Here is a 13,704-nt window from a genome sequence, read left to right on the forward strand (position 1 = left end):
CCGCGTGCGCCGGCGGAGTACGTGCAGGACACCCGGGCCGGCGGCGGAGGGGACGCACTGTCGGTCATCGACGAAGGCCGGCTGAGGACCATTGCCTCCCAGCTGGGCGTGCCCTACGTCCACCGTGCCGCCGGCGATCCGGCGGCCGCCATGCTGCAGCAGGCGCACCCCGGCAGGGCCGAACGGTCAGACCAGCACGGTTCGCTGGCCGCGGCCACTGAGCTTTATTGGATCTTCGCCGCCGGAGCCTTCCTGCTGGCCTTGCCGGAAGCGGTGGGCATCCTGCGGCAGCTTCGCGGGCTTCGGCCTTCTCGCGGCGAAAGGGGGGTACGGTGAACGCCACGGTCCGCAGGCGCCGGCTGCTGCTGTGGTCCGCCCTGCCGGCGCTCCTCATACTGTGCTTCGCCGCCAAGCTCCTCAGCCTGGGTATTCTCGCCCGTCAGGCCGCCGCCGGTTTCGAGGCCGGAAGCGCATCCACGGTGGGCACGGCGGCCGGCGGCCTCGGGATCGCCAACCTGGTGGAGCCGCACAAGGCGCCGTTCGCAGCGGGGGACGCTGCCGTGCTGGCAGGTGATGACGGGACCGCCAGAGCCCTGTTTGAACAGTCACTGCAGATGGTCCCGGCAGGCTCGGGCGACGAATGCCTGGTGCGGGTGAACCTGGTCCTGGTGATTGAACGCCTTGGTGACCAGCGCCTCCAGGTCGGCGACCCGGCGTCGGCCGTTCCCCTCTTCAAGCAGGCGCTGGACATTGGCGGGCAGGCGCCGGAAAGCTGCCGGTCCAACGACGCGGAGGACGGAGCGGGCAGCCGGTTGTCGGACGCTGAGGGGCGGCTGGAAGACAAACTGGGGGCTGCCGGACAAAAAGCGGCGCAGGACCCTCCGCAAGCCGGGGAGCCGTCTCCTGATCCATCCGGTGACACGCGGCAGAGCCAACTGGGCCAGCTTCAGGACAGTGCGCGGCAGGCCGAACGCGAGCGGAACAGCGGGCGCGAACGGGAGGAGTACCTGGACAGCAACGGCGGGACCGCGCCGGAGCGGCCCTGGTAGGAACGGCTGCCGGCGAAGAAAATTCTGTTGCCGGAAGAAACAACCTGTAAAACTGCGTCTTAATTCGGCGCCGACTTGTACCTCCTGAGCCGGCACCCCTAGAGTCTTATACAAGTTACCGCGGTAACGTGTCAGCGATCCTCCCTTCCGGAGGGTGTGGGTGCCCCCATGTGGGCCTGACATTTGCTCACGGACTACTTCATTCCAGGCGTAGCAGTCGCGGCTACGTCCTCGTGGAGTCCCTCCGTGTTCCCCAAACTCAAATTCATTGCCGGTTGTCCGCCTCCTCAGGCAGGCAGCCCCAATGGCCCAAAAGCCAAGGATGCAAATGTCACCACCAGGCCTTATTGACGCACATCCCCAACTATCCGAGACCGCCCCGGTGGCGCTCTCCTACGAGTTGTTCCCCCCGCGTTCGCCCGCGGCTGCGGAGACCCTCTGGACCACCATCCGTGAGCTGGAGACCACTGAGCCTGACTACGTCTCCGTGACGTACGGCGCCAGCGGATCAAACCGGGACACCGCCCTCGAGCTCATCAACCGGCTCCTGGTCGAAACCACGCTGCGGCCACTGGCCCACCTGACCTGCGTGGGCAACACCCCCCAGGAACTTGCTGCGGTCATTGGCGACCTGCTGGACATCGGGGTGCGTGGCATCCTCGCCCTGCGCGGCGACCTCCCCCAGGACGGCGCCCAGCCGGCGGCCGGGTCCCTGCGGTACGCCCAGAACCTGATCGACCTCATCCGCCGGGTGGAGCAGCGACGTTCGGCCTTGCTCTGTGCCGGGAAGATCGCTGTTGGCGTGGCCGCCTATCCCACCCGCCACCCGGAATCACCCAGCGAGGACCACGACGTCGAAGTGCTGCTCGCCAAGCAGCGTTCCGGCGCCGACTTCGCCATCACCCAGGTGTTCTTCGAAGCCGCACAGTACGAGAACCTGCTCACCCGTGCCCGCCGTGCCGGCGTGAGCATTCCCATCATCCCCGGCGTCATGCCGTTCACCAGCCTCCGCCGCCTTAACCGGCTGGGGGAACTGGCGGGAGTGGAACCGGCACCCAGGCTGATGGAACGCCTCGCGGCTGCGGACAACGACATTGATAGGCTCCACATCGGCGTAGACGCCACCGTCGACCTCGCCAATGCCGCCCTCGATGCCGGAGCTCCCGGTCTCCACCTCTACACCTTCAACGAGCACCAAAGCGCGCTGGAAGTCCTGGACAAGCTCGCCCTGCCACGCCACAACCGCAGCAGCCACGCCCGGGCTGCCGTTGCCCGGCCCCAGCTGGCCAGCTGAACGCCGGCCCGGCGCACCTCCATCGAGGCCGCCCGTTCCCGCATGGAGGTTGTCCACGACCTTGAGGCCACGCGGCTTTGGCCGCGGCGTCTACGACATCCACTCCCCGCGCGTTCCCGGCGAGCAGGAAGTCACTGAGCTGCTCAGCACCGCCGTCCGGCATGTACCGTCCCGCCAGCTCTGGGTCAACCCTGACTGCGGCCTGAAGACCCGCGGCCACGCCGAAACTGAGGAATCCCTGCGGAACCTGGTCAAGGCCACGCAAGCCGTCCGGGCAGGACTGCTGGAAACGGCACGCTGACCGAGACGGGCCGCACGCCGGCAGGTCACCCCATGTGGCCTGCCGGCGCCGCCTCTTTCATCCTCAGGGCGCTCACCAGCAGCCACACGGTCCATGCGAGGATCGCCACGATGCCCACCAAGGTGGGCAGCGTGTTCGCCGCGGAGAATCCCGAGGCCCCGATGATCCATCCCTGGACCAGATAGGCCAGACCAGACAGCGCCATGAGGTAGCCGATGATGCGGGAAACGTCGCGGGCCGCTGCGACAACAACACCCAGAAGCACCAGCGCGGTGCCCAGCAGGAAGTTCTGGTAGCTGCGCATTCCCCATTCCAGCCACCGGATGCCCTCTGCCGTGGCGAACCGTGCCGCTTTCTCCGGCTCGGGCGCGGCGGCCCAGGCATCCACCGCCTGCTTCAGTGCCACGCCGTCCACCGCCTGCAGGGCTGCATAGAGCGCCAGGGCGGCAGCTGCGGAGAGGACACCGAAGCGGGCAGTCCAGGACACGGCGTGCCGCTGGATGTCGACGGCGGGCCAGTGCCAAAAGCCCCGTTCAGGACTCCCAGACGATTTCGTCGTCCACCACGCCGTCCTGGTCAGCGGATGCCACCAGGACCTCATCGGTGAAGTGCTCGCCGAGGGTGAAATCCAGGACGAAATAGCGTTCCGGCTGGCCCGGGTAGATGGCAACATGCCCGAGTTTCAGGGCTTTGAGGAACACCTCATTGGTGAGCTGGCTCCGGTCCTGGACGCCGAATACCTTGTGCAGCTGCTCGTCCTTGAGCGCGTTGCAGTGGAAGTGCAGGTATTCCTGTGGACTGGTGCCCTCCTGCTCCAGCTCCTCGGCGATCATTTCGCGGACCTCGTCCACCAGTTCGGGCAGGAAGCGGAGCCGGTATTCCACCTTGCGCAGTGCGGCTTCATCGAAGTGGTCGTGGGCGTTGATGTTCAGGTCGAGTTCCAGCGGATGGCCGCGCAGCTCATGTTTGGCGGCGAAGAGGTGATCCATGCCGTGGTTGAGCTCAATCTCCCCAAAGTGCTGGCTCGCTACCTTGTTCATATTCTCAACATAGACCCGAAGGGCAGACCATTCCAGCGTTCCGGGCTAATTCACCGCGGTGCGCATCCCCGCGAGCGTTTCGGCCAGCAGGTCAACGAAAAGCTGCACCCGGGCCGTTTTCCGGTCATTGATCAGCAGCGCAAAGACGTTCCGTGCCAGCCGGATTTCGGGGACGTCCAGCACCACCACGCCTGCGGGCTTGTTCCGCAGCGCCAGTTCCGGAACCAGGGCAGCGCCCAGGCCGGCAGCCGCCATCTCCAGGCTGGCATGGAAGTCATCGCTGTGCGCCATCACCCGCGGGTGCAGGTTGCAGCCGGCGAAGAGGCGCTCAATGACCATGGCGTCACTGGTGCCGGGATGGTGCATGATCCAGGGCATCTCGGAGAGGTGGTCGGCCGCGACCTTCGCATCGGCCCGGAAGCCCCAGCCGGCGGGAAGCACCACCCGGAAATCATCGTCGCCGATCCACTGCCGGTTGATCGTGTTGGGCCACGCGAAGCCGGTCTGGCCCACCTGGAACACCACGGCCAGGTCCAGGTCGCCTCCGGTGCGCAGCCCCTGGATGGTCTGGCCCGGTTCTGCGACGGATACCCGCAGGTCGATTCCCAGCTTCTTCCACGCGGGATTCTTGAGGATCCGCGGCAGGACGTACGTTGCCAGGCTGGGAAAGATCCCCAGCCGCAGTTCCTGGCTGCCGGTGTCCTGCGTCCGTGAGGCGGCGGCCATCAGTGCTTCGATGTCCGTGAGCACTTTGGCGGCGTGCCGGGTCATGACGACGGCGGCTTCCGTAGGGATCACGGCGCGCGCCGACCGCTGGAAGAGGGTGACTCCCGTTTCCCGCTCCAATGCTGACATCTGCTGCGAGACGGCGGAGGCCGTGTAGCCGAGGGTTGCGGCTGCCGCAGCGAACGATCCCAGCCGCGTGACCTCCAGTAAGGTCTTCAGGTGTACGGGGTTTACCACCAGTTCACAGTACTGCACCCATCCGCCGCCGCGACCGCGCCGAATAGCCGTCTGTATAACCAGCACAGCGGCAATGTTCAGCAGAGGAGCCTGAAGTGTCACTTGACCCAGCAGTAAGTGCAGGCGGCCGGCGGCGCGTAGCCGTGATCGGCAGCGGGGTGGCCGGATTGACCGCCGCCTACGTACTGAACAGGCAGGACGACGTCACCCTGTTTGAGGCCGATTCGCGGCTGGGCGGCCATGCCCACACCCACGACATGCCCCAGGCCGACGGAAGCGTCATCGGCGTGGACACCGGGTTCATCGTGCACAACGAACGGACCTATCCCACCCTGCTCCGGCTCTTCGCGGAACTTGGCGTCGAAACCCAGGACTCCGAGATGAGCATGTCCATCCGCTGCGACGGCTGCGGACTGGAATACGCCGGCGCCCGCGACGGCGCGCGCGGAATCATCGCCAAGCCCTCCAGCCTGCTGCGCGGCCGTTACCTGCTGATGCTGCTGGAGGTCACCCGCTTTTACCGGAAGGCGAGGGCACTGCTCAGGACGGCGCCGCCGTCGGCCGTCAGCGACGAAGTCGACGTGCCCGAACTGACGCTGGGGGAATTCCTGGCGCGGGAAAAGTTCAGCAGCTACTTCATTTCCCACTTCATGACCCCGGTGGTCAGCGCCGTCTGGTCCTGCGATCCCACCACCGCCCTGGCCTATCCGGCGCGGTACCTCTTCACGTTCCTTGGCCACCACGGCATGCTGGGCGTCAAGGGCTCGCCTCAGTGGCGCACCGTGACCGGCGGCTCGGCACGGTACGTCGAAAAGCTTGCCGCCACGCTCTCCGACGTGCGCCTCAACACTCCCGTGACCGCCATCCGGCGCCTGCCCGAGGGCGTGGAGCTGGCAACGGCCGGGGGGCTGGAAGGCTTTGACGCCGTCGTGATCGCCACCCATCCCGCCCAGGCCCTCGGGTTCCTGGGCGACGCCACCCCGGAGGAGAAGGAGGCGCTCGCCGGCATGCCCTATTCCGTGAACCACACCGTGTTCCACCAGGACCCCGCGGTCCTGCCCGCGGCGGACAACGCCAAGGCGTCCTGGAACTACCGGCTCCCGGCCTGCGACGCGCGGCCGGACAAGGTGCTGGTGAGCTACGACCTCACCCGGCTGCAGCGGCTTGAGCCCGCGGACGGCCGCCCCTACCTGGTGAGCCTGGGCGAGTCGGAGCTGATCTCCGACGACGCCGTGCTGGAACGGATGGTGTACGAACACCCGCAGTACACCCCGGAATCCCTGAAAGCCCAGCAGGCCATCGCGGCGCTGGGCGACGGCAGGATCGCGTACGCCGGGGCGTACCTTGGCTGGGGCTTCCACGAGGACGGAGCCCTCTCCGGGGTACGCGCCGCGGAGAAGCTGGGCCGCACCTGGCCGGTGGCCCGGGCCGACGATTCCACGGACTCCACCGGCGAGGGGGAGCGGGAACTGCTGTCCGCAGAACCTGTATGACCATGGAGGCCTCGATCTACCGCACGTCCATTTCCCATGTGCGGCGCACCCCGTTGAAGAATGCTTTCACCTACCGGAGCTACAGCTGGTTCGTGGACGTGGACAACCTTCCCCGCCTGCCCGGGCTGCTCCGGCCACTCGCGGTGTTCCGCGCCGGAGACCACCTGGGCGATCCGGACGCGGACATCCGCTCCAACGTGGAGCGGTACCTGCGCACCCAGGGAATAGAGCCCGACGGCGGCGCCATCCACATGCTGACCAGTGCCAGGGTTTTCGGCTACGTCTTCAATCCGCTCACCCTGTTCTGGTGCTACCGCTCCACCGGGGAACTGCAGTGCGTGGTGGCCGAGGTCCACAACACCTATGGCGAGCGGCATTGCTACCTGCTGCACACCGATCCCGGCGGCCGCGGCTCGGTGCCGAAAGCCTTCTACGTTTCACCTTTCAACGACGTCGACGGGCAGTACCGGATGAAGCTCCCCGCGCCCGGGGACAGGCTTGCGGTGTCCATTGTGCTGGAGCGTGAAGGGCAGCGCCCCTTCGTGGCCACCATGGACGGCCGCCGCAGGCCAGCCACCAATTCCAACATCCTTGCGGCGGCTTTGACGGTGCCTGCCGCGCCGCTGCTGGTATCCGCCCTGATCCGGGTCCAGGGCATTAAACTCTGGGCAAGACGCCTGCCCGTCGTTGCCAGACCACATCACCCCTCACAGGAGGCAGTTCAATGACAATGACTGACGACAACGGAACTGCTTCAGCTTCCGTCCACAACAAGACCCACGGGCCGGCCGCCACCCACCCGCCCGCAGCCTGGACCGCCGGCGGGGTCCCCGCTGCGCCCGCCACCATCGATCCTGCCCTGTGGCCCGGTGTTGCCCAGCCGCCGTCGGGCCTCAAGGCCGATGTTGCAGGGAAGGCCGCGGGCCTGATGTTCAGGGGTGCAGTCAAGCGGCTTCCGCTGCGCGTTGAATACCCTGACGGTTCGGTCCTGGGGATGGGCGGACCGGACGCCCCCGTGATGACCATGCTGCGGCCCGCAGCATTCGAGGCGCGGATCGGCGACAACGGGCTGATCGGGCTGGGCGAATCCTTCATGGCCGGTGACTGGGAGGCATCCGACCTGGCCGCGGTGCTCGAAGTCTTCGCGGCCTCAGTGGACACGCTGATCCCCATGCCGCTGCAGAAGCTGCGCTCGCTGTACCTGCCGCGGACGCCGCGCCAGGAACGCAACGCCGAACAAAACACCCGCAGCAACATTTCGCGGCACTACGACCTGTCCAACGACCTGTTCTCCAACTTCCTGGACATCACCATGAGCTACTCGTCGGCGCTGTTTCCCGGCGGGGCCGGGCCGCTGTCCTCGGTGGGATGGGATTCCCTGGCGGAGGCCCAGCAGGCCAAGATCGACCGGCTGCTGGACAAGGCCGGCGTGGGCGAGGGTACCCGCTTGCTGGAAATCGGCACCGGCTGGGGTGAGCTTGCCCTGCGTGCCGCGGCCCGCGGCGCCACCGTCTACAGCGTCACGCTGTCCAGTGAGCAGCAGGCGCTGGCGCAGGAACGCATTGCGGAGGCCGGCTTCGCGGACCGCGTGACGGTGGCCCTGCAGGACTACCGCGCCGTGGAAGGGGAGTACGACGCCGTGGTGTCCGTCGAGATGATCGAGGCCGTGGGGTACGAGTACTGGCCCGTTTATTTCCAGACGATCGACCGCGTCCTGGCCCCGGGTGGAAAGGTGGCCATCCAGGCGATCACCATGCCGCACGGGCGCATGCTGGCCACCCGCAATGCCTACACCTGGGTGCACAAGTACATCTTCCCCGGCGGCTTCCTGCCGTCCGTCCGGGCCATCGAGGGCGTGACGCAGCAGCACACCACCCTGCGGGTTCGGGAGCGGATGGGCATGGGCGACCACTACGCTGCCACCCTGCGGCTGTGGGAGGAACGGTTCCTTGCCCGTTCCCGCGAGGTAGGGGAGCTGGGCTTCGACGCCGTGTTCCAGCGGATGTGGCTGTTCTACCTCTGCTACTCGCGCGCCGGGTTCCAGTCCGGGTACCTGGACGTGCAGCAGATTGTGCTGGACCGCCGGGAGGCGCAGCTGTAGGTTTCACCGTGTACCCAGCGGGGACAGGAGGACGCATGAAACTGAAGACGCTCGCGTGGACCACCGCGGCGACGGTGGCCACCGCCGCCGCGGGCGGTGTTGCGACGGACCCCCGGAGCAGTTGGTACCTTAAGCTGCGCAAGCCGGACTGGCAGCCGCCCGCGATTGCCTTTCCCGTGGTGTGGACGGCCCTGTATGCGGACCTTGCCGTGACGTCCGCCGCCGCACTCGACAACGCGGTGGAGCTGGACAGGGCTGCCGACACTCCGGGTCCGGTCAGGAAGGACCACAGCCGGGAACTGCGCGCCTACAGGGGTGCACTGGCCGCCAACCTGGTACTCAACGCTTCATGGAGCTGGTTCTTCTGGCGCTCCCGCCGGCCGTGGCTGGCCGCTGCCGAGGCGGCGGTACTGGCGGCCAGCGGCGCAGACCTGGTGCGCAGGACGTACCGGCTGAACCGGGTTGCCGGAGCATCGCTGGCTCCGTATGCGGCATGGTGCGGCTTCGCCACTGTGTTGTCCACCGCCATCGCCCGGCTCAATCCAGCCAGGCGTTAGGCGGAAGGGCTGCCGGTTCAGCGTCCTTCGGGTGTGCTGCAGGTCCCAAGGGTCCCTGACCACTACATGTAGTGGTCGGGGACCCTTTTCCTTGTGGCCGGACGGCCGGGCGACACGCCGGGAATCACGACACGCGGACTGTGCATATGTGTTCAACCCCATCCACAGGGTGTGGACCCAGACCGCAAAAATCCCGGGATCCCGGGCATTTTTCCAGTCCCTGCCTGTGGATTAACGGTGCATTAAATGACATACTTGTAATACATCATCTTGGGGTTCCAAAGAGGCGTCTGCACTACATGTAGTATCTACATACAGCTGGACGGGGACACCGACCCAGCAGAAGAGTTCAACTAAGGGGACAGGGACAATGACCGTAACGGTTTACACGAAGCCTGCTTGTGTTCAGTGCAACGCCACTTACCGCGCGCTCGACAAGAAGGGCATCACCTACCAGAGCGTTGACATCTCCCAGGACGCCGAGGCACTCGAGCGCCTGAAGGCACTGGGCTACATGCAGGCTCCCGTTGTGGTCACCGACCAGGACCACTGGTCCGGCTTCCGCCCGGACAAGATCGAGGAACTCGCGCTGTCAGCCGTTTCCTCCGTGGCCTAGGAGCCACAGCTTTTCCTGCCGGCAACCATCAACCAGCTGAGGTGACTCCCATGGCAGCACCAACAGCACAGCGAAGCGCTTCGCAACACCACGCGGCTCAGCGCGTGGAGGTGTCCCCGCCGGCCACTTCGCACCACCAACCGGAGCAGGTCGTCACGGACAGCCCGCTCATCTACTTTTCCTCGGCATCCGAGAACACCAGCCGCTTCGTCGCGAAGCTTGGCCGGAAGGTGGCCCGGATCCCGTTGTATGCAAAGGACGCACCCCTCCTCGCCACCCGGCCCTTCGTGCTGGTTGTGCCAACCTACGGCGGCACCGGGGGAGAGGGGTCCGTACCCAAGCAGGTCATCCGGTTCCTGAACAACCCGCAGAACAGGCAACTGATCCGCGGCGTCATCGGCGCCGGCAACACAAACTTCGGGGAAAACTACTGCATGGCCGCGGACATCATTGCCGCCAAATGCCAGGTACCCCACCTTTATCGATTCGAACTTATGGGAACGCCGGAAGACGTCACCCGGGTCAACCAAGGATTGGACACGTTTTGGACACGACTGTCGCAGACACAGAAGTAACCAGGGCCCAGAAGCCTGAGATGCCCGTCGCCTACAAGGGCTTGGGTTACCACGAGCTGAACGCCATGCTGAACCTCTACGGCCCGAACGGCGAAATCCAGTTCGACGCCGACCGCGAGGCCGCCCACCAGTACTTCCTGCAGCACGTTAACAACAACACCGTGTTCTTCCACGACCTGGAAGAGAAGCTCGACTACCTGGTGAAGAACCAGTACTACGAGCGCGAGACGCTGGACCAGTACACGATGAACTTCATCCGTGACCTGTTCAACCGGGCCTACAAGAAGAAGTTCCGCTTCGAGACCTTCCTGGGCGCGTTCAAGTTCTACACCTCGTACACGCTGAAGACGTTCGACGGCAAGCGCTTCCTGGAGCGCTACGAAGACCGCGTCTGCATGGTGGCCCTGCACCTGGCGCGCGGCAACGAGCAGCTCGCCCTGCAGATGGTGGATGAGATCATCGACGGCCGCTTCCAGCCGGCCACCCCCACCTTCCTCAACGCAGGCAAGAAGCAGCGCGGCGAGCTGGTCTCCTGCTTCCTGCTCCGCATCGAAGACAACATGGAGTCGATCGGCCGCTCCATCAATTCCGCACTGCAGCTGTCCAAGCGCGGTGGCGGCGTGGCGTTCGCACTGACCAACATCCGCGAGGTGGGTGCGCCCATCAAGCAGATCGAGAACCAGTCCTCCGGCGTCATCCCCGTGATGAAGCTCCTCGAAGACAGCTTCTCCTACGCCAACCAGCTCGGTGCCCGCCAGGGTGCCGGCGCCGTGTACCTGCACGCGCACCACCCGGACATCTACCGCTTCCTGGACACCAAGCGCGAGAACGCGGACGAGAAGATCCGCATCAAGACCCTTTCGCTGGGCGTCGTCATCCCGGACATCACGTTCGAGCTGGCCAAGAAGGACGAGGACATGTACCTGTTCTCGCCCTACGACGTGGAGCGCGTCTACGGCATGCCCTTCTCCGACGTCTCGGTCACCGAGAAGTACTACGAGATGGTGGACGATTCCCGGATCAAGAAGACCAAGATCAAGGCGCGCGAGTTCTTCCAGACCCTCGCCGAGATCCAGTTCGAATCCGGCTATCCGTACATCATGTTCGAGGACACCGTGAACCGGGCCAACCCGATCGACGGCAAGATCATCATGTCCAACCTGTGCTCGGAAATCCTCCAGGTTTCCCAGCCCACCACGTACAACGATGACCTGTCCTACGATGACACCGGCAAGGACATTTCCTGCAACCTCGGTTCGCTGAACATTGCCAAGACCATGGACTCGCCGGACTTCGGCCTGACCATCGAGACGGCCATCCGGTCCCTGTCCGCAGTGTCCGACATGTCCAACATCACCTCGGTGCCGTCCATCGCCAAGGGCAACGACCAGAGCCACGCCATTGGCCTGGGCCAGATGAACCTGCACGGCTACCTGGCCCGTGAGCGGGTCCACTACGGTTCCGAAGAGGGCCTGGACTTCACCAACATCTACTTCTACTCGGTGGTGTACCACGCCGTCCGCGCCTCCAACCTGCTGGCCATCGAAACCGGCCAGACGTTCGGCGGCTTCGAGAAGTCCAAGTACGCCTCCGGCGAGTTCTTCGACAAGTACACGGAGCAGGAGTGGGTGCCGCAGACCGAGAAGGTCCGCGAGCTCTTCAAGGACGTGCACATCCCCACGCAGGCGGACTGGCTGGCGCTGAAGGCCTCCGTCATGGAGCACGGCATCTACAACCAGAACCTGCAGGCCGTTCCGCCCACCGGTTCGATCTCCTACATCAACAACTCCACCTCCTCGATCCACCCGGTGGCGTCCAAGATCGAGATCCGCAAGGAAGGCAAGCTGGGCCGCGTGTACTACCCGGCGCCGTATCTGACGAACGACAACCTGGAGTACTACCAGGATGCGTACGAGATCGGCTACGAGAAGGTCATCGACACCTACGCTGCCGCCACCCAGCACGTGGACCAGGGCCTGTCGCTGACGCTGTTCTTCAAGGACACCGCCACCACCCGCGACATCAACAAGGCCCAGATCTACGCCTGGAAGAAGGGGATCAAGACCATCTACTACATCCGTCTCCGCCAGCTCGCGCTGGAAGGGACCGAGGTCGAGGGCTGCGTCTCCTGCATGCTGTAGCCCCGCTGGTCGAGCCTGGCGAGACCAAAGGTTGAGTACGACGGCGGGTGCCCGCCCGCCGTCGTAGGTAAGGTTTAAAAGCTATGAGGAGCCATGCTCGAACATGACTCCTCATATGTCCCGGAAAACGAGACGGCTCCAAAGTTGCACCTTGGACTGTTGAGTTTACATGAGTTTTGCACCGCCGCCAGGCGGTCCTCCTCCGGGGCGTAATTGCCTCGGAGGAGGTGATAATTATGGGTAGGACTGTAAACAGAAGCGCCGGTAGCGGCCGCTTCGTCAGTAATGCAGCAGCCGCTCGGTGGCCGTCGAAGACGACAACCGAGCGCGTAGGCAGCGGAACGTCTAATGCCAAGACCGTGAACCGGTCGGCGGCGTCGGGACAATTCGTCACCGATGCAGCGGCGAAGCGAAATCCTGGCGGGACGATAAGTCAGCGCGTGTAAGTGGGTTGGGGGCTGAGGCCTGCGGCCCGGCCCCCAACTCCAGGCCCAGGTGTACTGGTTCTGTCGGAAAATATAAGGCGAGGAAATGATGAGCGAAAAGGTCAAGCTGCTGAGCCACGTCGAGGCCATCAACTGGAACCGGATCCAGGACGACAAGGACGTGGATGTCTGGAACCGTCTGGTGAACAACTTCTGGCTGCCGGAGAAAGTGCCGCTGTCCAACGACGTCCAGTCGTGGAACACGCTGACCCCGGTCGAGCAGCAGCTCACCATGCGCGTGTTCACCGGGCTCACCCTGCTGGACACCATCCAGGGCACTGTGGGCGCCGTTTCCCTGATTCCGGATGCGCTGACCCCGCACGAAGAGGCCGTCTACACGAACATCGCGTTCATGGAGTCCGTCCACGCCAAGAGCTACTCCTCGATCTTCTCCACCCTCGCCTCCACCAAGGAGATCGACGAGGCGTTCCGCTGGTCCACCGAGAACGAGAACCTTCAGAAGAAGGCCCAGATCGTCATGGACTACTACCAGGGCGACGACCCCCTGAAGCGGAAGGTGGCCTCCACCCTGCTGGAGAGCTTCCTGTTCTACTCGGGCTTCTACCTGCCGATGTACTGGTCCTCGCGCGCCAAGCTCACGAACACGGCCGACCTGATCCGCCTGATCATCCGCGACGAAGCCGTGCACGGCTACTACATAGGCTACAAGTTCCAGCGCGCCCTGGAAACCGTGTCCGAGGAACGCCGCCAGGAAATCAAGGACTACACGTTCGAGCTGCTCTTCGAACTGTACGAGAACGAGGTCCAGTACACTCACGACCTGTACGACGGCGTGGGCCTGGCCGAGGACGTCAAGAAGTTCCTGCACTACAATGCCAACAAGGCCCTGATGAACCTGGGCTACGAGGCGATGTTCCCGGCATCCGTCACCGACGTGAACCCGGCCATCCTCTCGGCTCTGTCCCCGAACGCTGACGAGAACCACGACTTCTTCTCCGGCTCCGGCTCGTCCTACGTGATCGGCAAGGCCGTGAACACCGAAGACGAGGACTGGGACTTCTAACTGGTTATTTCGATACGCAGGCCGGCGGCACATTCTGTACTGTGACAGCCGGTTTCAATGGACCC

At 64.9% G+C, this 13,704-nt stretch carries 13 protein-coding genes and 2 pseudogenes; 12 read left to right on the forward strand and 3 right to left on the reverse strand.

The features are described from left to right. The 4 genes and pseudogenes from BACI349Y_RS09050 to BACI349Y_RS09065 all read left to right on the forward strand — a co-directional run. Nucleotides 1-336: pseudogene (locus BACI349Y_RS09050) on the forward strand (vWA domain-containing protein); the annotation flags it as partial. Then, on the forward strand, nucleotides 333-1,049 hold the full coding sequence (locus BACI349Y_RS09055; RefSeq protein ID WP_159631823.1) for a hypothetical protein: 717 nt from the start codon (nucleotides 333-335) through the stop codon (nucleotides 1,047-1,049). The pseudogene BACI349Y_RS09050 and the gene BACI349Y_RS09055, both read left to right, overlap by 4 nt. Before the next feature lie 328 nt (nucleotides 1,050-1,377). After that, nucleotides 1,378-2,343, forward strand: a complete 966-nt coding sequence (locus BACI349Y_RS09060) for a methylenetetrahydrofolate reductase (protein WP_159631824.1) — start codon at nucleotides 1,378-1,380, stop codon at nucleotides 2,341-2,343. 15 nt (nucleotides 2,344-2,358) lie between these two features. Next, a pseudogene (locus tag BACI349Y_RS09065) lies at nucleotides 2,359-2,644 on the forward strand (5-methyltetrahydropteroyltriglutamate--homocysteine S-methyltransferase); the annotation flags it as partial. A gap of 25 nt (nucleotides 2,645-2,669) precedes the next feature. Here BACI349Y_RS09065 and BACI349Y_RS09070 read toward each other — a convergent pair. The 3 genes from BACI349Y_RS09070 to BACI349Y_RS09080 are packed head-to-tail and all read right to left on the reverse strand — an operon-like array spanning nucleotide 2,670 to nucleotide 4,647. After that, entirely contained in the window at nucleotides 2,670-3,131 is a 462-nt protein-coding gene (locus BACI349Y_RS09070) for a DUF4386 family protein (RefSeq protein ID WP_236560777.1), read from the reverse strand. Nucleotides 3,132-3,177: 46 nt separating this feature from the next. Beyond that, nucleotides 3,178-3,684, reverse strand: a complete 507-nt coding sequence (locus BACI349Y_RS09075) for a DUF2004 domain-containing protein (protein WP_159631825.1) — start codon at nucleotides 3,682-3,684, stop codon at nucleotides 3,178-3,180. Nucleotides 3,685-3,729: 45 nt separating this feature from the next. Then, nucleotides 3,730-4,647 carry a LysR family transcriptional regulator gene (locus BACI349Y_RS09080; protein ID WP_159631826.1) on the reverse strand — a complete coding sequence of 306 codons (918 nt, stop codon included), beginning with the start codon at nucleotides 4,645-4,647 and terminating at the stop codon, nucleotides 3,730-3,732. Between the two features lie 95 nt (nucleotides 4,648-4,742). Between BACI349Y_RS09080 and BACI349Y_RS09085 the strand changes: the two genes are divergently transcribed. The 8 genes from BACI349Y_RS09085 (at nucleotide 4,743) to nrdF (ending at nucleotide 13,639) form a co-directional block, all read left to right on the forward strand. After that, complete coding sequence (locus BACI349Y_RS09085; RefSeq protein ID WP_159631827.1) at nucleotides 4,743-6,140, forward strand: NAD(P)/FAD-dependent oxidoreductase; 1,398 nt, start codon at nucleotides 4,743-4,745, stop codon at nucleotides 6,138-6,140. After that, a complete protein-coding gene (locus BACI349Y_RS09090) occupies nucleotides 6,137-6,868 on the forward strand; it encodes a DUF1365 domain-containing protein (protein ID WP_159631828.1) in 732 nt (243 codons plus the stop codon). Before BACI349Y_RS09085 ends, BACI349Y_RS09090 begins: the two co-directional genes overlap by 4 nt. Further along, nucleotides 6,865-8,241, forward strand: a complete 1,377-nt coding sequence (locus tag BACI349Y_RS09095) for a class I SAM-dependent methyltransferase (protein WP_201302417.1) — start codon at nucleotides 6,865-6,867, stop codon at nucleotides 8,239-8,241. Before BACI349Y_RS09090 ends, BACI349Y_RS09095 begins: the two co-directional genes overlap by 4 nt. 35 nt (nucleotides 8,242-8,276) lie before the next feature. Continuing rightward, nucleotides 8,277-8,798 carry a TspO/MBR family protein gene (locus BACI349Y_RS09100; RefSeq protein WP_159631829.1) on the forward strand — a complete coding sequence of 174 codons (522 nt, stop codon included), beginning with the start codon at nucleotides 8,277-8,279 and terminating at the stop codon, nucleotides 8,796-8,798. Nucleotides 8,799-9,168: 370 nt separating this feature from the next. Further along, the gene (gene nrdH / locus BACI349Y_RS09105) at nucleotides 9,169-9,414 is read left to right on the forward strand and encodes a glutaredoxin-like protein NrdH (RefSeq protein WP_013601222.1); all 246 of its coding nucleotides are present in this window, start codon (nucleotides 9,169-9,171) and stop codon (nucleotides 9,412-9,414) included. Between the two features lie 104 nt (nucleotides 9,415-9,518). Continuing rightward, complete coding sequence (gene nrdI / locus BACI349Y_RS09110) at nucleotides 9,519-9,989, forward strand: class Ib ribonucleoside-diphosphate reductase assembly flavoprotein NrdI (RefSeq protein WP_159635436.1); 471 nt, start codon at nucleotides 9,519-9,521, stop codon at nucleotides 9,987-9,989. Nucleotides 9,990-10,009: 20 nt separating this feature from the next. After that, nucleotides 10,010-12,130 (forward strand): class 1b ribonucleoside-diphosphate reductase subunit alpha, encoded by a 2,121-nt coding sequence (gene nrdE / locus BACI349Y_RS09115; protein ID WP_159631830.1) that lies wholly within the window; start codon nucleotides 10,010-10,012, stop codon nucleotides 12,128-12,130. A 534-nt stretch (nucleotides 12,131-12,664) separates the two neighbouring features. Continuing rightward, a complete protein-coding gene (gene nrdF, locus BACI349Y_RS09120) occupies nucleotides 12,665-13,639 on the forward strand; it encodes a class 1b ribonucleoside-diphosphate reductase subunit beta (RefSeq protein ID WP_159635439.1) in 975 nt (324 codons plus the stop codon). Nucleotides 13,640-13,704: the final 65 nt, after the last annotated feature.

The organism is Arthrobacter sp. 8AJ (genome assembly GCF_902506025.1).
Classification (GTDB): domain Bacteria; phylum Actinomycetota; class Actinomycetes; order Actinomycetales; family Micrococcaceae; genus Arthrobacter.